The following is a 19,926-nucleotide window of genomic DNA, read 5'->3' as shown; positions in this document are numbered from 1 at the left end:
TTCGGTCGCGTGCGGTCTCGGCTGAGCGCACGCGTGAACGCGCGCAGCCGAGGGCGCGGCCTACAGCAGCAATCGAGAGAGAACCGAAAGATCGGGTGGCGCCCGGCCCGTCGTTCCCGGGACGTCGTGGCGGGCGGCTGCTCCGGAAGGGAGGGCCGGAACCCGGCTGCTGGAGGGGTGGTGAGGAGGCGCGAGCTTCACGCTGTCGACACCGGCGGCGGAGCAGTGCTGCATCACCGTGCCAGAGCATGCCCCATGATTGTCGGCCGTGGCCGTGGCGCCCGGCGACGTGGCGTGCCCGTTCGTGTCTACGGAATGGGCTATTGCGGCCGCGTGGTGCATGCCCGCGAGGCTGCTCATGTCCGAGGCCGCCGTGGGCGGCACGAGAGTGTTGGCCACACCCGTCTCGTGGTGAACGAGAACAGCGAGCGCCGCCATCAGCGCGATGACGGCAGCGCGCGTCCACCGGAGTGCGGCGCTGCTGGCGCCGCCTCGCCGGTGGTCGACTGTCGTCATGGCTTCCGTCCGTGCTGGTGCTGAAAACGGCTCGCCGTCGTCAATATACCCCTCGGGGTAATTGGGCGACTGGAGCGGGGAGGGCGCGGACACCCACCGCAAGAGTGGCTACAGACGCACTGCGCGGCGCAAGGTGTCGCACAGTTCTGCGAACTTCTCCTCGGCTTGGGCGGGATCGGTGCGGGCGGCGCCGGTGACGCAGCCGCGCACGTGGTCGTCGAGGAGACTGAGGGCGACTTCTTGGAGGGCGCGGCTGGCGGCTGTGATCTGGGTAAGGACGTCGATGCAGTAGCGGTCGCCGGTGACCATGCGGGAGATGCCGCGTATCTGTCCTTCGATCTTGCTCAGCCGGGCGAGGTGGTCGGCGGCCTTGTTGTCGGCGTAACCGAGTGCCTGGGTGTGCTGTTCGTGGGCGTGGCGAGAGGCGGCTGGAGCGGTGGTCATCGAGGTTCACCTCCCTCGCGCGGGCTGCCGGACATCGGGGCGGTGTAGCGGTCCGGGTCCCCGTCGAACGTGGCGGCGCAGCGAGCGGAGCAGAAGTAGTACGTGCCGTACTCGGTCCTGCCGGTGTTGGGCGGCGCTGGTCCTGTCCACCTGCATGCCGCGCACCGGGTCCGCGACCGCGGTGTCCCCGCCTTGGGAAGCGGTGTGGGGGTGCCCATGCCCCGCCGCGGCCATGCCGTCGGCCTGGGCTCGTTCGGCGCCGGACTCGACACGGGGCTGGACGCGGGACGGCTGGGCCTCGGGCAGCGGCTGGGGGTGCCAGCGGCGCAGCCGGGAGGCGTTGGTGACGACCGACAGGGAGCTGAGCGCCATGGCCGCGGCGGCGATGATCGGGCTGAGCCAATCTCCCCACAGTGGGTAGAGGGCGCCCGCGGCGAGGGGATGCCGACGGCGTTGTAGACCAGGGCGAAGAACAGGTTCTGCCTGATGTTGCGCATGGTGGCCCGAGACAGGCGGATCGCGGTGACGACTCCGCTCAGCGAGCCGGAGATCAGGGTGATGTCGGCGGCCTCGATGGCCACGTCCGTGCCGGTTCCGATGGCCAGGCCGACGTCGGCGGCGGCCAGGGCGGGGGCGTCGTTGATGCCGTCGCCGACCATGCCGACGGTGCGGCCTTCGCCCTCAGCGCGTTGCCTCTCAGGCAAATACCCCTGGGGGTATTTGACGCTCCCCCGCATGCCGCCGTACTCTCGCCAACAAGATACCCCCGGGGGTAATTGAGGAGGCAACGAAATGGCTCGTGAAGTGACGCTGGAGGCGTTCGCCGCGGCGTGGGCCGACGGCCCGCTCGTGGTCGACGTACGGGAGGCGGACGAGTACGCGGCCGGGCACGTTCCCGGCGCGCGGCTGATGCCGCTGCGCACCGTGCCCGCCCGCCTCAGCGAGCTGCCCGCCGACCGACCGGTGTACGTGATCTGCGCCAGCGGCAACCGCAGCAAGACGGCCGCGGACTGGATGACCTCCGGCGGCATCGACGCCTACTCCGTGGCCGGCGGCACCGGCGCCTGGGCGCGCGGCGGGCGTCCCGTCGCGGCCGGCGCGCACGAGCACGCGACCTGACGCCCGTACACACCCACCCCGGCCCGCCGGAAAGGAGCCCGCCTTGGCCGCCACCCCCTCCCCCGCGGACGAACCGCTCACCGGCCGTCACCGCGTCGCCGTCATCGGCGGCGGCAGTGCCGGTATCAGCGTCGCGGCCCGCCTGCGCCGCGCCGGCGCCCGCGACATCACCCTGATCGAACCGTCCGACACACACTGGTACCAGCCCCTGTGGACCCTGGTCGGCGGCGGCCAGGCGCCTCTGCGCATCAGCCGCCGCCCCGAAGGGGCGGTCATACCCGACGACGTGCGGTGGATCCGCCGCCGCGCCCTGGCCGTCGACCCCGACACCCGCACGGTGACGCTCTCCGAGGGCGCCGAACTCACCTACGAGCACCTCGTGATGGCGCCGGGCCTTCAACTCGACTGGGACGGCGTGCCGGGGCTGGCCGAGGCGGTCGGCCACGACGCGGTGAGCAGCAATTACGCGCCGCAATACGCCCCGCGCACCTGGGAGCTGATCCGGCAGATGCGCTCGGGAACGGCCGTCTTCACCCACCCGGCGTCCCCGCTCAAGTGCGGCGGCGCCCCGCAGAAGATCGCCTACCTTGCCGCCGACAGCTGGCGCAAGCGCAATGTCCTCGACGACATCCGGATCATCCTCGTCATCCCCGACCCGACGATGTTCAAGGTGCCGGTCTGGTCTCAAGTACTGGAGAAGGTGGCCCACCGGTACGGCATCGAAGTGCGGCTGCGCTCGGAGATGACCGCCGTCGACGGCGGCCGCCGCGAGATCACCGTCACCGACCACGCCGACGGCACGCAGGAAACCATCGGCTACGACTTCCTGCACGCCGTGCCGCCGCAGAGCGCCCCCGACTGGGTCAAGACCAGTCCGCTCGCCGATCGGGCCAGCCCGCAGGGTTTCGTCGCCGCCGACCGGCACACGCTGCAACACCCGACGTACGACAACGTGTTCTCCCTCGGCGACGTGGCGCACCTGCCCACCTCCAAGACCGGCGCGGCCGTACGCAAGCAGGCCCCCGTGGTCGCGGCGAATCTGCTGGACGTGCTGAACGGCCGCTCCCCGTCGCGCCGGTACGACGGCTACACGTCCTGCCCGCTGGTGACCGCCCGCGACCGGATGCTGCTCGCCGAGTTCGACTACGACCTGCGCCCCGCTCCCACCTTCCCGCTGATCGACACGTTCAAGGAGCGGCGGGACATGTGGCTGTTCAAGCGGTACGTACTGCCGCCCGCGTACTGGCACGGCATGCTGACCGGCCGCCTCTGACCGGCCGGCCCGGGCATCCCCCGACCCGGGCCGGCCTCGCCCTCGCCCTCGCCCTCGCCCTCAGACAAGGGCGGATCAGATGCTTCTACATACCCCCCGGGGGTAATCATTCTGTCCGATCTGGAGGTCACCCGACCATGTTCTTCGCCCAGTACTACCTCGACTGCCTCTCCCAGGCGTCCTATCTGATCGCCGACGAAACCACGGGCAAGGCCGTCGTCGTCGACCCTCGCCGCGATGTCTCCGAGTACCTCACCGACGCCGCCGCCCACGGCTTCACCATCGAGGCCGTCCTCAACACCCACTTCCACGCCGACTTCCTCGCCGGCCACCTGGAGCTGGCCGACCGCACCGGCGCCTGGATCGGCTACGGGCAGCGCGCCGAAGCCGAGTACCCCATCCGCAAGCTGGCCGACGGGGAGCGGATCAGCCTCGGCGACGTCCAGCTGCAGATCCTCGAAACCCCGGGTCACACACCCGAGTCGATCAGTGTGCTGGTGTACGAGCACACCGGCGACCCCGTCCCCTACGGCGTACTGACCGGTGACGCGCTGTTCATCGGCGACGTCGGCCGGCCCGACCTGCTCGCCTCGATCGGCGTGACCGCCGACGAACTCGGCCGCATGCTCTACGACACCATCCAGCACAAGCTGATGGCCCTGCCCGACGCGGTCCGGGTCTTTCCCGCGCACGGGGCCGGCTCCGCCTGCGGCAAGAACCTGTCCACCCAGCGCCAGTCCACCATCGGCGAACAGCGCCTCACCAACTACGCCTGCCGCCCGATGAGCGAGGAGAAGTTCGTCGAGCTGGTGACGGCCGGACAGCCCTCCGCGCCCGCCTACTTCGTCTACGACGCCATTCTCAACCGCAAGGAGCACGGCCTGTTCGACGCGGCAGCCGCACCGCGGCCCCTGTCGGTCGAGGAGTTCATGGAGCGGCGCGCGGCCGGCGCGGTCGTCCTCGACGCCCGTTCACCGCAGGACTTCGCGCCCGGGTATCTGCGTGGCTCGGTCAACGTGCCCGCGGACGGCCGCTTCGCCGAGCAGGCGGGCATGGTCGTCGGCCCTGAGCAGGAGGTTGTGGTGGTGGCGCCGCAGGACCGTGAGGAGGAGGTCGTCACCCGGCTCGCCCGGATCGGCTTCGACAAGGTCGGCGGCTACCTGCGTGAACCCGAGGGCGTCTTCCCCGCCCTCGCCGACGACATGGAGCAGGCCAGCCGCCTGACCGCCGACGGGCTGCGCGGGCTGCTGAACAGCGCTGAACCGCCGCTGGTACTCGACGTGCGCAACCCCGCCGAGCGCGAAGAGGGCTTCATCGAAGACTCGCTGCACATCCCACTGGCCGAACTGGCCCGCCGCCTCGACGAGATCCCGGCCGACCGGCCCCTGGTCGTGCACTGCGCGGGCGGCCACCGCTCTTCGATCGCCGCCAGCCTGCTCCGGCACACGGGCCGCACCGACGTCTCCGACCTGCTCGGCGGATACGGCGCCTGGCCGGCCCTGCCCGCGCCCGCCGACGTCTGATCCACCGCACTGCGGGCGGCGACCGCAGCGCCGGCCGCCGCCCGCCCCCGTCAGCACAGAACACTTCACACAGCAGGGAACCCCCCGATGACCCTCCATGCCGACAAACCACGCCTCGACACCGCCGCCCTGCGCGACCTGACCCGCTCCGGTGGGGGCCCGCGCCTGCTGGACGTACGCACGCCCGGCGAGTTCCGCACCGCGCACATCCCCGGCTCCTACAACGTCCCCCTCGACACCCTCCGCGAGCACCGCGCCGAGCTGTTGAACCACCTCGACGAGGACGTCATCCTCATCTGCCGCTCCGGCGCCCGCGCCACTCAGGCCGAACAGGCCCTCGCCGAGGCCGGACTGCCCAACCTGCGTGTTCTCGACGGTGGTGTCATGGCCTGGGAGGCCGCCGGCGGCCCGCTCACCCGCGGGCCCGCCCGCTGGGACCTGGAACGCCAGGTCCGGCTCGTCGCCGGAAGCCTGGTGCTGGTGACCGGTGTCGCGGGCCTGATCGTGCCCGGACTGCATCTGATCGGCACGGCCGTCGGGGCGGGACTGACCGTTGCCGCGCTCACCAACACCTGCGCGATGGGCATGCTGTTGTCGAAGCTGCCCTACAACCGCGGCCCGCGCACCGACCTCGACACAGTCGTCGCCGCCCTGCGGGGCACCCAATGATCGCCGCCGTCGTCGCCGCATCCCTGCTCATCGGTGTCAGTCTCGGAATCCTGGGCGGCGGCGGGTCCATCCTGACCGTGCCCATCCTGATCTACCTGGCCGGCATGGAGACCAAGGAGGCCATCGCCACGTCGCTGTTCGTCGTCGGCGTCACCAGCGCCGCCGGCGTCGTCTCGCACGCCCGCGCCGGACGCGTCCGGTGGCGTACCGGGCTGCTGTTCGGTCTGGCCGGCATGACCGGCGCCTACGCAGGCGGACGCCTGGCCGGGTTCATCCCCGGCACCGTCCTGCTCATCGCGTTCGCCCTCATGATGATCGCCACCGCCGTCGCCATGATCCGCGGCCGCCGGAAAGCATCGACGAAGGCCCACCACGAACTCCCCGTCCTCCACGTGCTGCTCGACGGCATCGTCGTCGGGCTGGTCACCGGACTGGTCGGCGCGGGCGGCGGATTCCTCGTCGTTCCCGCACTCGCGCTGCTCGGCGGCCTGGCGATGACCGTCGCGGTCGGCACCTCCCTGCTGGTCATCTCCATGAAGTCCTTCGCAGGGCTGGCCGGCTACCTCACCACGGTGCACATCGACTGGGGCTTCGCCTCGGTCGTCACGGCCGCCGCCGTCGTCGGCAGCCTGCTCGGCGGCCTGCTCGCCGGGCGCATCCCGCAGGACGCGCTGCGCAAGTCCTTCGGCTGGTTCGTCGCTGTCATGGGCGTGTTCGTCCTCGGCCAACAGATCGGTTCCGATCTGCGTCACACGCTGCTCACCAGCCCCTGGACATGGAGCTACGCGGCCGCGGCAGCAGGTGTCGGGGTCAGCTGGTACCTGCTCAGGCGCATCGCTCGCACGCCGGAGCGGACGAGCACCACCCCGGAAGAGCCGGACAGCGAAAGCCCTGACCCTCTCGTCACCCGCCCATGAGCAAACGCCCCGGAGCAAACATCCGCGCGGGGGAACAATGCGGCCCTGCGCAGTGCTGTTACAGATACCCCTCAGGGTATCGAGGTCGCAGACAGCACGGCTGTCGCGGAGGACACCCGCTGGGGACTGTCACCTCACCCGGCCAAGGAGTGTGAGAACGATGGCGACCGCAGACCGTGACTGGCCCGCTACGGGCGAGGACAGCTGCGTCGTGACCACCTGCGGGCGCAGGATCGGCGTACGGCGCCTGCAGCTCGCGTCTGCGGAGCGGCCCATCAGCCGGGTCGCCCTGGACGTAGGCCGGGACCAGGGCGGCGAACCGGGCGTGTGGGCGGCTCTCACCGCAGACGAGGCACGTGACCTGGCCCGCCTGCTCCTCCTGCATGCCGGCCTGGCCGAGGGCGGCAACGAGCCGTTCCAGGCGACGCGCGAGGCCACCTCTGCAGCGTGAAGCCGGTCGTCTCAGGTGTATATGATCTCGCTGCCGGCCGCGCGTTCGTAGAACTCGCCGACCGTGATGATGCCCTGGACCTGCTCGACGAGATCGTCCTGGTCGAGTTCGAACAGGTCCACCGACGCCTTGCAGGCATAGATACCCGCTCCCGTGTCGGCGATCATCTCGATGAATTCGGGGATCGGCGGGATGTCGAGCCGGTCCATCTTCCGTTCCATGTAACGCGTGACCAGGTCGGGCACGCCCGGGAAGCCGCCCAGCAGGGTCGGCAGGTGCAGGCCGGGGTTGCCGACCGTGGCGAGCTTGATGTGCTCCCAGCGCTTCTTCGTGACAGCGTCCAGCCCGAAGAAGGTGAAGAACAGGTCGGCCTCGATGCCTTCGGCGCGGGCACCGTTGGCCATGATCAGTGCTGGGTAGATCCCCTCCAGTGACCCCTTGGAGACGATGATCGAGACTTTCTCGATCGTGGCGGTGTCGGCCATGAGCGCACGCTCCTTCAGATGCAGCCGCGGGGCTTGGGGATGCCGGCGATCCTTGCGGCGGTCTTCGCCGGTCCCTTCGGGAACAGCTGGTAGAGCTCCTTGACGCTGACGCCGGAGGTCTTGCCGAGCACGCGCACGGTGGGGCCGGTGCCCTTGGCGGCGTACTGCTCGCGCATGAAGCGGATGACCGTCCAGTGCCGGTCGGTCAGCGTGTCGATACCGGCTTCCGCAGCGATCTGCTCGGCCATCGGCTCGGTCCAGCGTGCGGGGTCGGTGAAGAAGCCCTCGTCGTCGACCGGGACGGCCGTGTCGGCGTAGGTGGCGGTGAGCATGTCGGGGTCCTCTCCGTTCAGACGGATACGTGGTTCTTGCCGCGCTCGGGCATGGCCGAGCCGATGCCGGGCAGCTCCCGGCCGGGCAGCAGGCTGTGCCAGTACAGCCACTCGAAAGCGAGTTTGCCGAGGTGGGCGGCGTGCGACTCCTTCAGCAGGGGCAGGCCGACCGGGCCCGGGAAGTGGCCGTGCAGCGGCTCGGTGTCGTAGTTGAAGTCAATGAGCAGAGCCTTGTGGAAGCCGGTCTCCACAAAGCAGTTGGCGTGCCCGTCGAAGGACGCGTCCAGCGGCTGACCGGCCAGGAACCGGCCGATGTTGTGCACCAGTACCTCCCCCTCGAAATGCGCCACCGAACCCGCCTTGGACGCCGACAGCCCCGCCGCGTCCCCGATCGCGAACACGTCCGGGCGGCCCGGGAGCTGGAGCGTGTGCGGATCGACGGGGACGAAGTCGAGTTCGTCGCCCAGGCCCTCTGAGCGGCCCACGTACTCCGCGCCGCCGTGCAGGGGCACGACGACCGCCAGGTCGAAGGGCACCTCGCGCTCGTCGTACGAGACGAGCCGACCGCCCGCGCCGTCGACCTCACCGAGGGTGAACTCGGTGACCAGCTCGATGCCCTTGTCCTTGAGGAGCCCGCCCAGCGCCTTCGCCGCGACCGGCTTGGTGAACGCACCGTCCAGCGCAGTGACATACGTCAGCTCGACCCGGTCGCGAAGTCCTCGCCGCTGGAAGTACCAGTCGGCGAGGAAGGCGAATTCCAGTGGGGCGACCGGGCACTTGACCGGCAGGTCGGCCACGTCGATCACCACGCGGCCGCAGTCGAAACGCTCCAGCGCGTCGTGCAGGCCGGCCGCGCCGGGAAGGTCGTAGAAAGTGAAGACCCTCTCCCCCCATCCGGGACCGGTCAGCCCGTCGGTCTCCTGGGGCAGCAGCCTCGCGCCGGTGGCGACGACGAGGACGTCGTACGACAGCCGGATGCCACCAGCGAGGTGTACGGTCCGCGCGTCCAGGTCGACCCGTTCGACCCCCGCCGCCTTGTAGTCGACGGCCGCGTCCAACTGCCGGGGGCGGGAGCGCACCAGGTGGTGCGGCTGAGCGAGACCGAACGGCACGAACAGCAGTCCGGGCTGATAGAGGTGGTCGTCGTCCTGGTCGACGACCGTGATCCGGCACTCGTCCTGGTCGTACGTGCGACACAGACGGTTGGCCGTCATGGTGCCGGCGGTTCCGCCGCCGAGAATCACGATGTGTTTGCCCATGTCCCCACTGTCGTGCGGGAGATGAGGGCCGGGCATGGGCCGCTGGTCCCCACTCCAGTACCCACCCGGGTATGTTTGCGACCGGGCCCACCGCCCCTCCTGGCCCCGGTTGCCCGCCTCGAACGCCCTGGTAAAATACCGGGCAGGGTATATCGCCGCGACATCAGGCGCGAGGGCCCAACGGTCCTCGACGCACCCCGTCGGCCCCTCACCCGGGCCGCACCCTCAGCGGTCGACTGGAAACCGGACAGCCGACACCAGCGAGAGGGGTCCGGCCATGACCGGCACCACACCGCAGACCCTCAGCACGAACCGAACCGGCTCCCTGGGCGTGCATCGCCTGGAGGTCGTCCATGTCGAGGGCGACGCCTACACCGTGGACGTCCGCGGACACCGCCTCCAGGTCGACCAGCCCGTCGAGGCGGGCGGCACGGACACCGCACCCACTCCCACCGAGCTCTTCGCGGCCTCCCTGGCCACCTGCGTGGCGTTCTACGCGGGCCGCTACCTCCACCGCCACAATCTGCCCCGGGCCGGCCTGCGCGTCCGTACGGAATTCACCATGGCAACGGACCGCCCGGCGCGAGTCGCCGCGCTGCGCCTGCTGGTCGTCCCGCCCCCCGAGCTGCCCGAGCAGCGCCGCGCCGCACTGCTGGCCGTGGCCTCGCGCTGCACGGTCCACAACACCCTCCACGAGCCACCCGAGATCGACATCGAGCTGGAACCATGACCACGACCTCGGCACCGACCGCATCAGCACTGCTGGACCGCGTCCGCGACGGCCTCATCGGCGACGACGAGGTACTGGAGGGCCCCTACGGACCGAAGCGGATCGTCTACGCCGACTACACCGCCTCCGGCCGCTCCCTCGACTTCATCGAGGACTTCGTCCGCGAGCAGGTGCTGCCGCGCTACGGCAACACGCACACGGAGAGCTCCAGCACTGGCCTGCAGACGACCCGGCTGCGCGAGGACGCCCGCCGGATCATCCGGGACGCGGTCTGCGGCACCGAGGACGACCTCGTCATCTTCTGCGGGTCCGGTGCCACCGCCGCGGTCAACAAGCTGGTCGGCATCCTGGAGTTGCGGCACCCGGACCGGCCCGCGGCAGCCGAACGGCCGGTGGTGTTCGTGGGCCCCTATGAGCACCACTCCAACGAACTGCCCTGGCGCGAGTCCATCGCCGACGTCGTCGTGATCGACGAAGACGCCGACGGCCACATCGACCTGGCCGGGCTGGAGGCCGGGCTGCGGCGGTACGCCGACCGCCCGCTGCGCATCGGCAGCTTCTCCGCCGCCTCCAACGTCACCGGCATCCTGACCGACACCGAGCGCGTCGCGCGGCTGCTGCACGCATACGGCGCCCTGTCCTTCTGGGACTACGCGGCGGCGGCACCGTACATCCCGATCCGGATGGCCCGGAGCACGCCGGGCGCCGAGGACCACAAGGACGCGCTGTTCCTGTCCCCGCACAAGTTCGTCGGCGGCCCGCAGACCCCGGGGGTGCTCGTCGTTCGGCGCGAGCTCGTGCGCAACCGGGTCCCCACCGTGCCCGGGGGCGGCACGGTCGCCTTCGTCGATCCGCTCGGCCACCGCTATCTCGACGATCCGGTGGCCCGCGAGGAGGGCGGCACCCCCGCGATCGTCGAATCCATCCGGGCCGGGCTCGTCTTCACCCTCAAACAGGCGGTCGGCACCGACACGATCCAGGCCGCCGAGGAGCGCCATTGGCGCCGCGCGCTCAGTCAGTGGGACCGCAACCCCGCCATCGAGATCCTCGGCAACCACCACGCCCGCCGGCTGTCGATCGTGTCGTTCCGCATCCGCCACGGCGAGCACGCCCTGCTGCACCACAACTACGTCGTCGCCCTGCTCAACGACCTGTTCGGCATCCAGGCCCGCGGCGGCTGCTCCTGCGCGGGACCCTACGGCCACCGCCTGCTGGCCATCGACGCCGCCACCTCGCACGCCCTGCTCGACGAGGTCGTGCACGGCTGTGACGGCATCAAGCCAGGCTGGGCCCGCGTCAACTTCAACTACTTCATCAGCGACACCGTCCGCGACTACCTCATCGACGCCGTCGACCTGATCGCCACCCGCGGGCACCGGCTCCTGACCGACTACCGCTTCGACCCGCACACCGGACAGTGGCACCACCGCGCCGGACCCGCCGACTCTCCGCTGCGGCTGACCGATGTGCGCTGCACGGCCGACGGCCGGCTGATCGCCCCGGCCGTTCGCCACCGTCGGCTGGGCGAGGAGGCACTGCCCGGTCAGCTCGACCGCGCCCGCGAGATGCTGGCCGCCCGTCCGGACCGCCTCGACGGCGGCCCCACTGGACTACCGGCCGACTTCGAGCGCATGCGCTGGTTCCCTCTCCCTCCCGCCTGCCTGGAACAAACCCCGACGGGAACCGGTTGAACCAAGCAGAAGCACATACCCCACCGGGTATATGACAGCGGAGGGACCCCATGCCGACCGTCGAACTGACCAAGGACAATTTCGAGGAGACCGTCACCGGCTCCGATATCTTGCTCATCGACTTCTGGGCCGCATGGTGCGGACCGTGCCGGATGTTCGGCCCCGTCTACGAGAAGGCCGCCGAGCGCCACCCGGACATCGTCTTCGGCAAGGTCGACACCGAGGCACAGCCCGAACTCGCCGGCGCCTTCCGGATCTCGTCCATCCCCACGCTGATGGCCGTCCGCGACCGGACCGTTTTGTACGCACAGCCCGGCGCACTGCCGCCGCAGGCACTGGAAGAGCTCATCGGCAAGATCCGGGCCGTCGACATGGCGGACGTACGCCGGAAGGCGGCAGCAGGCTCGGCAGGGGCAACGGAACAGGTGTGATCATGGGCGGTCGACGCCGTACCGAACCGGGACCTATAGTACCCCTAGGGGTATTTTCGAGGAGTGAATGTGGAACTGGAGCTTGAGGGTGACGACCTGAAGGCCGTGTTGAACCGGCTGCGTCGCGCGCAGGGCCAGATCTCCGGCGTGATCAAGATGATCGAGGAGGGACGCGACTGCGAGGACGTCGTCACACAGCTCGCCGCCGCCTCGCGCGCGCTGGACCGCGCCGGTTTCGCAATCATCGCGACGGGCCTTCAGCAGTGTGTCATCGACATGGAGTCCGGCCGCAAGAACGGCGAGGACCCGGAGGCCATGCGCGCCCGGCTGGAGAAGCTGTTCCTGTCCCTGGCGTGATCCGCCGGCACGCGGCACGAGTCGACAAGAAAGGCCGATGTCATGCGCTACGACCGGACCGTGCACCTCGACGCCGACTTCGCCACCGCCGTCACCCGGACCCGCGACGCCCTCGCCGCACAGGGCTTCGGCATCCTCACCGAGATCGACGTCACCGCCACCCTCAAGGCGAAGCTCGACCACGACATGGAGGACTACGTCATCCTCGGCGCCTGCAATCCACCTCTCGCCCACCGCGCCCTGGAGACCGACCGCACCATCGGCCTGCTGCTGCCGTGCAATGTCGTCGTCCGCCGGGACGGCGACCACACCGCCGTACAAGCCCTCGACCCCAACACCATGGTCACCCTCACCGAACTGGACGCCCTGCGCCCGGTCGCCGAGGAAGCCACTCGCCGCCTCGACGCCGCCCTCTCCTCCCTCACCGCTCCAGACACGAGCATCTGACCGACAACCCGACACTCCAGCGGCTCTCGCAGGCCCGCGCACGTTCCGTCCGACCCACGCATGCTCTGTCCCAGAGCGTGTGCGGCTTCGCCCGGGACCTGTTCATGGGTCCGGTCGCTGCCGGGTGCCTACGTCCCGGGCGAGGGGCGTTCCTCGGGCACGGGTTGAGCGAAGCCACTCTCGAAGCGTTCGCGGACGCCCTCGGGGTCGGCCCCGTCCGGCTCCTCACAGACCGGGCGCCAGTTCACACGCGCGTCCACGACGCACTGCCCGCGCTCTCCGCCGCGTATGACCTCCCGATGATGGCCCGGTTCGTCCCCTGCACGAGCTGCGCACGGCCGTTGTCGATGCTTCTGAGTGGCGGCTGGCCGCCCAGTGCACGCGCATTGACCGCACGCTTCCCGGCCTGCTCGCTGAACGGGCCCGCGTCTACCACGCGACCCCCACCCGGGACCGGGCCGGACTCGCCGAACTCCTGGTCAAGGCAGGCCGCTCCGCGATGCCGTCGTCTTCAAGTTCGGCGCGCGCGACTTGCCCGCCCGCCTGATCGACCTCATGCGATGGGCAGCCCTCCAGTGGGCCCGCCGGGCAGCCCGCGGCTGGAACACCTACCTGGCGCGGCTCGCCCTGCGCCGGATCGGTACCGCGCGCCGCTGCACCGACGGCTTGTGAGAGTCCCTCAGTGGGGTTTGGCGGTGCCTGTCCACGGCGCGGTGAGGACGGCGGCCATGGAGACGGTGGCGAGGAGGCAAAAGAGTGGTCCGTAGCCGCCGAGGGGTACGGCCAGGGCGGCGCCGGCGAACGGCGCGAGGGCTGCCGCTGTGGTGGCCGGTGCCGCCAGGAGTCCGGAGAGGCGCCCGTAGTGGGTGGCGCCCCAGCGGTCGGTGATGGCGGTGGCCTGGAGCAGGGTGAGGTTGCCGCGGACCATGCCGGCCAGGATCGACACGGCGATGAGCAGGGCGTACGGGCCTGGAACGGCGGCGAAGGCGGCGGTGGTGACGCCTCCGAGCGCGATCAGGATCGTGGTGCGGGCCGTGGCAGTGGTACGGCGTGCGAGTGCTGCGTACAGAGTGCGGCCGAGGGTTTGTCCGGCGCCGCCGATGCCGAGGGCCCAGGCGGCCTGACTGGTGGTGTAGCCGCGTTCCAGGAAGAGCGGGACGAGGGCGACGACGACGGCGTACATCGCGAAGCCGGACAGGGTGAAGGCGGTGGCGAGCAGGAGGAACGGCCGGGTGCGCGCGGCCTCGGCGGCGCCTGTGACCGCGTGTGCAGGGGCGGTTGGGGCGTCCGGCCAGGGTGCGCGCAGGGCCAGGGTGTGGGCCGGGATGGTGATGGCGGCGAGGATGCCGGCGAGCACAAGGTAGGTGTGGCGCCAGGACAGCTGGGCGGCGAGGGCTGCGGTCAAGGGCGCGAAGACGGTGGAGGCTAGCCCGCCGGCGAGGGTGACGACCGTCAGGGCGCGTACGTGGTCGGGGGCCCACCAGCGGGTCAGGGCGGCGAACGCCGGCTGGTAGAAGGTGGTCGCCATCGCGAGTCCGGCCAGCGCCCAACCCGTCATGAAAACCGGAAGGTTCGGGGCCGCAGCCACGATCAGCAGGCTGACCACTCCGACCACAGAGCCGACGGTCATGACGGTGCGCGGGCCGCGCCGGTCCAGGATCCGGCCGACGCGGATCCCGGCGAGGGCGGAGACGACGAGACCGAGCGAGAACGCCGCGGTGGTCGCTCCGGCCGGCCAGCCGGTCGCGGCGGTGATCTGCGGATTGAGGACGGGGAAGGCGTAGTAGACGATGCCCCAGCTCACGATCTGCGTGACGCAGAGGGCGGGCAGGGCGGCGCGGGGCCGCGACCGGTCCCCTGTTCCGGTCGCGGCCCCGCGAGCGGGGGTGTTGAGGTCGGTCACGAGCCGCAGCAACCGCCCGCCGGGGCCTGCTCGGCAGCCACCCCGGCCGCGGCGGGGGCGCCGAGCTGGACGAGCTGCGGCGCGGGCGCGCAGCAGCCGCCGCTGTCGGCCTGGTCGGCGTCGGGGGCGTCGAACAGGCCGGCGCCGCCGCAGACTCCCGTCTCGGGCAGGGTGAGTTCCACGCGGTCGGCGGAGGCGAGGTCGCCGGCGATCGCGGCGGCCACGGAGCGGACCTGCTCGTAGCCGGTCATCGCCAGGAAGGTGGGGGCGCGGCCGTAGGACTTCATCCCCACCAGGTACACGCCCTGCTCCGGGTGGGAGAGCTCGCGGTGGCCGTGCGGGTAGACGGTGCCGCAGGAGTGCTGGTTGGGGTCGATCAGGGGGGCCAGCTCGACCGGTGCCTGGAGGCGCTCGTCCAGGCCCAGGCGGAGTTCGCCCATGAAGGACAGGTCGGGGCGGAAGCCGGTCAGCACGATCACCTCGTCCACCTGGTCCAGGCGGCGGCCGTCCTCGCCGACCAGGACCAGGCGGCCGTCGGCGTCGCGCTCGATCGCATCGGTGCGGAAGCCGGTGACCGCGTCCGCGTGACCGGCGTCAACGGCGGCCTTCGCCGCCAGACCGAGCGCGCCGCGGGCGGGGAGCTGGTCGGCTTCGCCGCCGCCGAAGGTGGATCCGGAGATGCCCCGGCGCAGGATCCACAGCCCCTTGGTTCCCTCGCCGTCTTCGGACTTGGCGAGGTCGGCCAGGTAGGCGAGGGCGGTGAAGGCGGAGGCGCCGGAGCCGATGACGGCGGTGCGCCTGCCGGCGTACCGGCTGCGCACGGCGGGGTCCTTCAGGTCCGGGACGCGGTAGGTGATCCGGTCGGCCGCGGCCTTCTCCCCGAGGGCGGGCAGCCCGCTGCCGCCGGCCGGGGACGGTGTGGCCCAGGTGCCGGATGCGTCGATGACCGCGCGGGCGAAAAGGCGCTCCTCGCGGCCGTCGGCATGGGCGGTGTGCACGACGAACGGCTGCTGCTCGCGGTCGGCGTCGACGATGCGGTCCCGGCCGGTGCGGGAGACTCCGGTGACCGTGGCGCCGTAGCGGACGCGGTCGCCGAGGACGTCGGCGAGCGGCTGGAGGTAGAGGTCGGCCCAGTCGCCGCCGGAGGGGTAGTCGGCCGGGTCGGGGCGTGTCCAGCCGGTTGGGGCCAGGAGCTTCTCGGCGGCCGGGTCGACGACCTCGGCCCAGGGGGAGAACAGGCGCACGTGCGCCCACTCGCGCACCGCGGCTCCGGCACTCTGGCCGGCTTCCAGGACCACGGGCTCGATGCCCTGGTCGATCAGGTGGGCGGCGGCGGCCAGTCCGGCGGGTCCGGCCCCGATCACGACGACGGGCAGGTCGGTGGTGGCGTGCGCGTTCACGGCGACTCCTTGCTTGTTTCGACATCCGTCGATGGCTTGCGCGGCCCAGCATGGCAGCTGCATCGATGAACGTCAACATAGACATTTATCGAATCCAGGGGTTCCGTCGCGGGAGGACATCGGCGTCACCGTGATCAGCGGCTTGGACGCCGCGCCGCTCGGGCCGCTCGGGCCGCCCTGGCCGCCCTGGCCGCCCTGGCCGCCGGACGGCCCGAGCGGCGGCCGCGGTTCGCAGACACGGACGGAGCCAAGGTCATCCGGCCCGACGGCGAGCGGGGAGGAGGTCGACGCGATCGCCACCGACACCGTCCCGATCTGCCCCACCTCGACAACGCCCCCGTTCGCCGCCCGGAACCCCCGCCATCGCGAGGGTCTCGCCACCGAGGTTCCGGGACTGGCCCTCGTCGCGCTGGAACGGCACTGCAGCCTGCCGTCGGACTCGCGGCGCGGCGCGGGCCGGGACGCAGGCCGCGTCGCCCGCCGCCCACCTCGCGCACCGGTAACGGTGGCCTCCCCGCACTGGTTCGACGTGTGTCAACATAGACGTATGTCGAATGCGAAGGTGCTGCCGCTGCTCGAGCCCGCCGACGGTCAGGGTGTGGCGCCGTGCTGCCCGCCGCTGACCGAACGCCCGATGACCGCCGAGGAGGCCGAGACGGCCGCGCGGATGTTCAAGGCGCTGGGCGACCCGGTCCGCCTGCGGCTGTTCTCCGCCGTGGCCTCGCACGAGGGGGGCGAGGCGTGCGTGTGCGACATCTCCGATGTCGGCGTCTCCCAGCCCACCGTCTCCCACCACCTCAAGAAACTGAAAGAAGCCGGGCTGCTCACCTCAGAGCGCCGCGGCACCTGGGTCTACTACCGCGTCGAGCCGTCCGTGCTCGCCGCCATGGGCAAGCTGCTGGCCCTGCCGGCCGCCGCCTGACGGCCGGACCGGAGGGGGAAGCGGTGCGCGGGACGCGTGCGCGGACGTCGTCGAGCGCCGCAGTCTCGCCATCCGTCCGACCGTCACAGCAGCTGTGCAATCGCGCGGGCGGCATCACGCGCCGGGCGGCCGACGCCGATGAGGGTGGCAGAGGCCGGCCCGGTCCAGTCGCCGTAGCCGAGCAGGTGCAGCCGCGGCTCCCCGAGGGCGCGCGTGCCGGCGGTGGGGATGTGCCCACGCGGGCCGCGCAGGTTGAGCGGGGCGAGGTGGGACAGGGCCGGGCGGAAGCCGGTGCACCAGATCACCGCATCGGCACGGCTCTGGCTGCCGTCGTCCCACCGGACACCGTCGGCGGTGAGCCGGGCGAACATCGGCTGTGCGCGGAGAAGTCCGGCGTCGCGGGCGGCACGGACGGGCGGCACGGCCACGACGTCGCCGAGCGAGGCCACTCCCCCGGGATCGCTGCGACCGGCGTCGAGGGCACGGCGGCGGGCGGTGGCGACATCGAACAGGGCGCGGCCGTCGATGTCGTCCGGCAGGAAGCGCGGTGGGCGCCGGGTCGCCCACGTGACATCGGCACGGCCGTCCAGGGCGAGGTCGGCGGCGATCTGGGCACCGGAGTTGCCGCCGCCCACCACGATGACGCGCTGCCCGGTGAAGTCGGCCGGGGAGCGGTAGTTCACGGTGTGGAGCTGCCGACCGCCGAAGGTGCCGCGCCCCGGGACGGCAGGCACGAAGGGTCGCGACCAACTGCCGGTGGAGCTGATGACCGTGCGGGCCCGCCAGGTGCCGGAGTCGGCTTCCACCCGGAACTGGTCACCGTCATGGCGTACGGCCTCGACGCGGATGCCGCGCTGGACGGGCAGCTCGTAGCGCTTCTCGTAGTCGGCGAGATAGTCCACTGCGTGCCCGGCGCCCGGGTAGGTCTCGCCTGCCTGCGCGGGCATGAGGCGGCCGGGCAGCGAGGAGTGCTCGGCGGGAGAGAACAGGTGCAGTGAGTCCCACATGTGCTGCCAGGCCCCGCCCGGCGCCGCGTCGGCGTCCAGGATCACGAAGTCAAGGCCCTGGCGGCGCAGGTGGTATCCGGCGGCGAGCCCGGACTGGCCGCCGCCGATCACCATCACCTGCACGGTGGCGGTCACGATGCCGACGGCTCGTCCGTCCGGCCCCGCCGAAAGATGAGCGCCACCAGCGCCAGACCGACCACGGCGCCGATGATCTGCATGCCGATGAAGCCCGCGACCGAGCCCGGGGCGATGCCCGCGAAGGTGTCGGTGAAGGCGCGGCCGACGGTCACGGCCGGGTTGGCGAAGGACGTGGAAGAGGTGAACCAGTAGGCGGCGCCGATGTAGGAGGCGACTGCGACGGGCGCGAAGCGCAGACGGTCGGTGCGGGCCAGACCGAAGATCAGCAGGATGAGACCCGCCGTCGCGACGACCTCGCCGAGCAGCAGGTGACCGGCGGAGCGGTCGTGGGTGGACCACTTCACCAGCGGCTCGCCGAACATCGCGTCCGCCAGGATGGCCCCCGCGATCGCGCCGAGTATCTGGGCGGGGATGTACACGGCGACGTCCCGCGCGCTGACTCCGGCGCCGCCGCGGCGGGCGGTGAACCATTCGGCCAGTGTGACGACCGGGTTGAAGTGCGCCCCGGAGACCGGGCCGAGCAGCAGGATCAGAATGCCGAGGCCGAACACGGTGGCCGTGGAGTTGGCCAGGAGCTGCAGCCCGACATCCTCGGTCAGTTCGGTGGCCTGGATGCCCGAGCCGACCACGACCGCCACCAGGGCCGCTGTGCCGACCAGTTCGGCCGCCGCCTTGGCGCTCAGCAGAGGAGCCTGGGGCGGGGTGGCGCCCGGGGCGTGCTGCGGTTCAGCGGTGGGAGTGACGGCGCGCCGGCCGGTTCTGTCGTGCTCGGTGGCCTCGGGGGCGGTCAACAGGAACTCCTCGGTGCAGGTCGCCACAGGGGGCGGGGATCAGGGGCAGGACCGCTTGATGTTGTTCTCGGCGGTGGCGCGCGCGGTCTCCGCCAGATCGGCGAACTGGCCCGCGAGGGTGGCGATGACGTTGGGCTTGAGCCGGTAGTAGGTGAACCGGCCGCACGGCTCGGTCTCCACGACCCCGGCCTCGCGCAGCACCTTCAGATGGTTGGAGAGGTTGGTCTGCCTGGCCCCCGTCTCCTCGATCAGGTGCGTGGAGCAGAGCGTCTCCTTGGCCAGCAGGGTGACGATCTGGAGACGGAGCGGGTCGGCCAGAACCCGCATCAGATCAGTGTCGACTGACGTCATCATGGACTGATACTGTCACATCACTCCGGGCTGATACCAGCCTGTGGTGATCCCTGGGATCCGCATCCGCACCCATGGTGGGACCCATGCCCCGAAGGGGGTTCCCATGACCGCTTCCCCGCCGCCCGTCCTGTCCGACGAGCGCCTCGCGTCCGGCATAGCCCGCCTGGCCGTGCGCTACCGCGGACGCTTCTCCCCGGAGACCGTCCAGCGCCTGGTCGTCGACTCCTACGAGCGTCTCGCCGGGCACGCCCGCGTCCGTACCCACCTGGTGGTGCTGGCGGAGCACCTGGCCGCCGAGCGTCTGGAAGCGCTCGCCCACGTCCAGGGCGCCCCGGGCAGCGGCCTGCCCCGGGTACTGTTCGTGTGCAGCCACAATGCCGGACGCTCCCAGATGGCGGCCGCCCTCCTCACTCACCGCGCGGGCGGACACGTGGTCGTCTCCTCCGCGGGCACCCACCCGGCCGCCGAGGTGGAGCCGGTTGTTGCGCAGGTGCTCGCCGAGGCCGGCGTGAACCTCACGGAGGCGTTCCCCAAGCCGCTGACCGACGAGGTCGTCCAGGCCGCCGACATCGTCATCACCATGGGCTGCGGGGACGCCTGCCCCGTCCTGCCGGGCCGCCGCTACCTGGACTGGCCCGTCAACGATCCCGAGGGCGCCCCGATCGCTGTCGTCCGCGGCATCCGCGACGAGATCGACAGCCGCATCACCGACCTGCTCGCCTCCCTGCCGAGCACCTGAACCCCCGCACCGTCCGATCCACTTGTTA

General features: G+C 71.3%; 23 protein-coding genes and 1 pseudogene. 13 read left to right on the top strand and 11 right to left on the bottom strand.

Annotation, left to right across the window (positions count from 1 at the left end):
* Window positions 1–624 precede the first annotated feature (624 nt).
* The 3 genes and pseudogenes from STRCI_RS41275 to STRCI_RS43700 all read right to left on the bottom strand — a co-directional run.
* A complete protein-coding gene (locus tag STRCI_RS41275; protein WP_269664143.1) occupies window positions 625–960 on the bottom strand; it encodes a metal-sensitive transcriptional regulator in 336 nt (111 codons plus the stop codon).
* 6 nt (window positions 961–966) lie between these two features.
* Complete coding sequence (locus STRCI_RS43705; protein WP_472926758.1) at window positions 967–1,332, bottom strand: hypothetical protein; 366 nt, start codon at window positions 1,330–1,332, stop codon at window positions 967–969.
* 128 nt (window positions 1,333–1,460) lie between these two features.
* A pseudogene (locus STRCI_RS43700) lies at window positions 1,461–1,619 on the bottom strand (HAD hydrolase family protein); the annotation flags it as partial.
* A gap of 133 nt (window positions 1,620–1,752) precedes the next feature.
* Between STRCI_RS43700 and STRCI_RS41265 the strand changes: the two are divergent.
* The 6 genes from STRCI_RS41265 to STRCI_RS41240 all read left to right on the top strand — a co-directional run bounded on the left by STRCI_RS41265 (window position 1,753) and on the right by STRCI_RS41240 (window position 6,912).
* Window positions 1,753–2,079: a rhodanese-like domain-containing protein gene (locus STRCI_RS41265; RefSeq protein WP_269664142.1), complete on the top strand. Its 327-nt coding sequence runs from the start codon at window positions 1,753–1,755 to the stop codon at window positions 2,077–2,079.
* 43 nt (window positions 2,080–2,122) lie between these two features.
* Window positions 2,123–3,352 (top strand): NAD(P)/FAD-dependent oxidoreductase, encoded by a 1,230-nt coding sequence (locus tag STRCI_RS41260; RefSeq protein ID WP_269664141.1) that lies wholly within the window; start codon window positions 2,123–2,125, stop codon window positions 3,350–3,352.
* A 137-nt stretch (window positions 3,353–3,489) separates the two neighbouring features.
* Entirely contained in the window at window positions 3,490–4,875 is a 1,386-nt protein-coding gene (locus tag STRCI_RS41255; protein ID WP_269664140.1) for an MBL fold metallo-hydrolase, read from the top strand.
* An 87-nt stretch (window positions 4,876–4,962) separates the two neighbouring features.
* Window positions 4,963–5,544 (top strand): rhodanese-like domain-containing protein, encoded by a 582-nt coding sequence (locus tag STRCI_RS41250; RefSeq protein ID WP_269664139.1) that lies wholly within the window; start codon window positions 4,963–4,965, stop codon window positions 5,542–5,544.
* On the top strand, window positions 5,541–6,461 hold the full coding sequence (locus STRCI_RS41245; RefSeq protein WP_269664138.1) for a sulfite exporter TauE/SafE family protein: 921 nt from the start codon (window positions 5,541–5,543) through the stop codon (window positions 6,459–6,461). Before STRCI_RS41250 ends, STRCI_RS41245 begins: the two co-directional genes overlap by 4 nt.
* Before the next feature lie 160 nt (window positions 6,462–6,621).
* Window positions 6,622–6,912, top strand: a complete 291-nt coding sequence (locus STRCI_RS41240) for a hypothetical protein (RefSeq protein WP_269664137.1) — start codon at window positions 6,622–6,624, stop codon at window positions 6,910–6,912.
* An 11-nt stretch (window positions 6,913–6,923) separates the two neighbouring features.
* On the opposite strand, the gene STRCI_RS41235 is transcribed toward STRCI_RS41240, so the two are convergent.
* The 3 genes from STRCI_RS41235 to sqr are packed head-to-tail and all read right to left on the bottom strand — an operon-like array spanning window position 6,924 to window position 8,988.
* Window positions 6,924–7,397: a DsrE/DsrF/DrsH-like family protein gene (locus STRCI_RS41235; protein WP_269664136.1), complete on the bottom strand. Its 474-nt coding sequence runs from the start codon at window positions 7,395–7,397 to the stop codon at window positions 6,924–6,926.
* 14 nt (window positions 7,398–7,411) lie between these two features.
* Entirely contained in the window at window positions 7,412–7,729 is a 318-nt protein-coding gene (locus STRCI_RS41230) for a TusE/DsrC/DsvC family sulfur relay protein (protein ID WP_269664135.1), read from the bottom strand.
* Window positions 7,730–7,746: 17 nt separating this feature from the next.
* Window positions 7,747–8,988, bottom strand: coding sequence for a type III sulfide quinone reductase, selenoprotein subtype (sqr, locus tag STRCI_RS41225; RefSeq protein ID WP_269664134.1), 1,242 nt, complete (start codon window positions 8,986–8,988; stop codon window positions 7,747–7,749).
* Between the two features lie 277 nt (window positions 8,989–9,265).
* On the opposite strand from sqr, the gene STRCI_RS41220 reads away from it, so the two are divergent.
* From STRCI_RS41220 to STRCI_RS41200, 5 genes are all read left to right on the top strand, one after another.
* Window positions 9,266–9,718, top strand: coding sequence for an OsmC family protein (locus STRCI_RS41220; RefSeq protein ID WP_269664133.1), 453 nt, complete (start codon window positions 9,266–9,268; stop codon window positions 9,716–9,718).
* The gene (locus STRCI_RS41215) at window positions 9,715–11,409 is read left to right on the top strand and encodes an aminotransferase class V-fold PLP-dependent enzyme (RefSeq protein ID WP_269664132.1); all 1,695 of its coding nucleotides are present in this window, start codon (window positions 9,715–9,717) and stop codon (window positions 11,407–11,409) included. Before STRCI_RS41220 ends, STRCI_RS41215 begins: the two co-directional genes overlap by 4 nt.
* A gap of 50 nt (window positions 11,410–11,459) precedes the next feature.
* Window positions 11,460–11,840 carry a thioredoxin family protein gene (locus STRCI_RS41210; protein ID WP_269664131.1) on the top strand — a complete coding sequence of 127 codons (381 nt, stop codon included), beginning with the start codon at window positions 11,460–11,462 and terminating at the stop codon, window positions 11,838–11,840.
* A 69-nt stretch (window positions 11,841–11,909) separates the two neighbouring features.
* Complete coding sequence (locus STRCI_RS41205; RefSeq protein ID WP_269664130.1) at window positions 11,910–12,197, top strand: metal-sensitive transcriptional regulator; 288 nt, start codon at window positions 11,910–11,912, stop codon at window positions 12,195–12,197.
* Window positions 12,198–12,239: 42 nt separating this feature from the next.
* A complete protein-coding gene (locus STRCI_RS41200) occupies window positions 12,240–12,644 on the top strand; it encodes a DUF302 domain-containing protein (protein WP_269664129.1) in 405 nt (134 codons plus the stop codon).
* A gap of 679 nt (window positions 12,645–13,323) precedes the next feature.
* On the opposite strand, the gene STRCI_RS41195 is transcribed toward STRCI_RS41200, so the two are convergent.
* Complete coding sequence (locus STRCI_RS41195; RefSeq protein WP_269664128.1) at window positions 13,324–14,547, bottom strand: MFS transporter; 1,224 nt, start codon at window positions 14,545–14,547, stop codon at window positions 13,324–13,326.
* Window positions 14,544–15,947, bottom strand: coding sequence for an NAD(P)-binding domain-containing protein (locus tag STRCI_RS41190; RefSeq protein WP_269664127.1), 1,404 nt, complete (start codon window positions 15,945–15,947; stop codon window positions 14,544–14,546). Before STRCI_RS41190 ends, STRCI_RS41195 begins: the two co-directional genes overlap by 4 nt.
* A gap of 547 nt (window positions 15,948–16,494) precedes the next feature.
* Between STRCI_RS41190 and STRCI_RS41185 the strand changes: the two genes are divergently transcribed.
* Window positions 16,495–16,869 (top strand): ArsR/SmtB family transcription factor, encoded by a 375-nt coding sequence (locus tag STRCI_RS41185; RefSeq protein ID WP_085573763.1) that lies wholly within the window; start codon window positions 16,495–16,497, stop codon window positions 16,867–16,869.
* Window positions 16,870–16,952: 83 nt separating this feature from the next.
* Here STRCI_RS41185 and STRCI_RS41180 read toward each other — a convergent pair whose 3' ends face one another.
* The 3 genes from STRCI_RS41180 to STRCI_RS41170 are packed head-to-tail and all read right to left on the bottom strand — an operon-like array spanning window position 16,953 to window position 19,159.
* The gene (locus STRCI_RS41180) at window positions 16,953–17,990 is read right to left on the bottom strand and encodes an ArsO family NAD(P)H-dependent flavin-containing monooxygenase (protein WP_418953490.1); all 1,038 of its coding nucleotides are present in this window, start codon (window positions 17,988–17,990) and stop codon (window positions 16,953–16,955) included.
* Between the two features lie 17 nt (window positions 17,991–18,007).
* Window positions 18,008–18,805, bottom strand: a complete 798-nt coding sequence (locus tag STRCI_RS41175; protein ID WP_269664125.1) for an aquaporin — start codon at window positions 18,803–18,805, stop codon at window positions 18,008–18,010.
* A gap of 39 nt (window positions 18,806–18,844) precedes the next feature.
* Window positions 18,845–19,159: an ArsR/SmtB family transcription factor gene (locus tag STRCI_RS41170; RefSeq protein ID WP_269664124.1), complete on the bottom strand. Its 315-nt coding sequence runs from the start codon at window positions 19,157–19,159 to the stop codon at window positions 18,845–18,847.
* Window positions 19,160–19,262: 103 nt separating this feature from the next.
* Between STRCI_RS41170 and STRCI_RS41165 the strand changes: the two genes are divergently transcribed.
* Window positions 19,263–19,898, top strand: a complete 636-nt coding sequence (locus tag STRCI_RS41165) for an arsenate reductase ArsC (protein WP_269664123.1) — start codon at window positions 19,263–19,265, stop codon at window positions 19,896–19,898.
* Window positions 19,899–19,926 lie beyond the last annotated feature (28 nt).

Origin of the sequence: Streptomyces cinnabarinus (assembly GCF_027270315.1) — a bacterium.
In the GTDB taxonomy this organism is placed as follows: domain Bacteria; phylum Actinomycetota; class Actinomycetes; order Streptomycetales; family Streptomycetaceae; genus Streptomyces; species Streptomyces cinnabarinus.
This window is presented reverse-complemented; position numbering and strand designations above follow the sequence as displayed.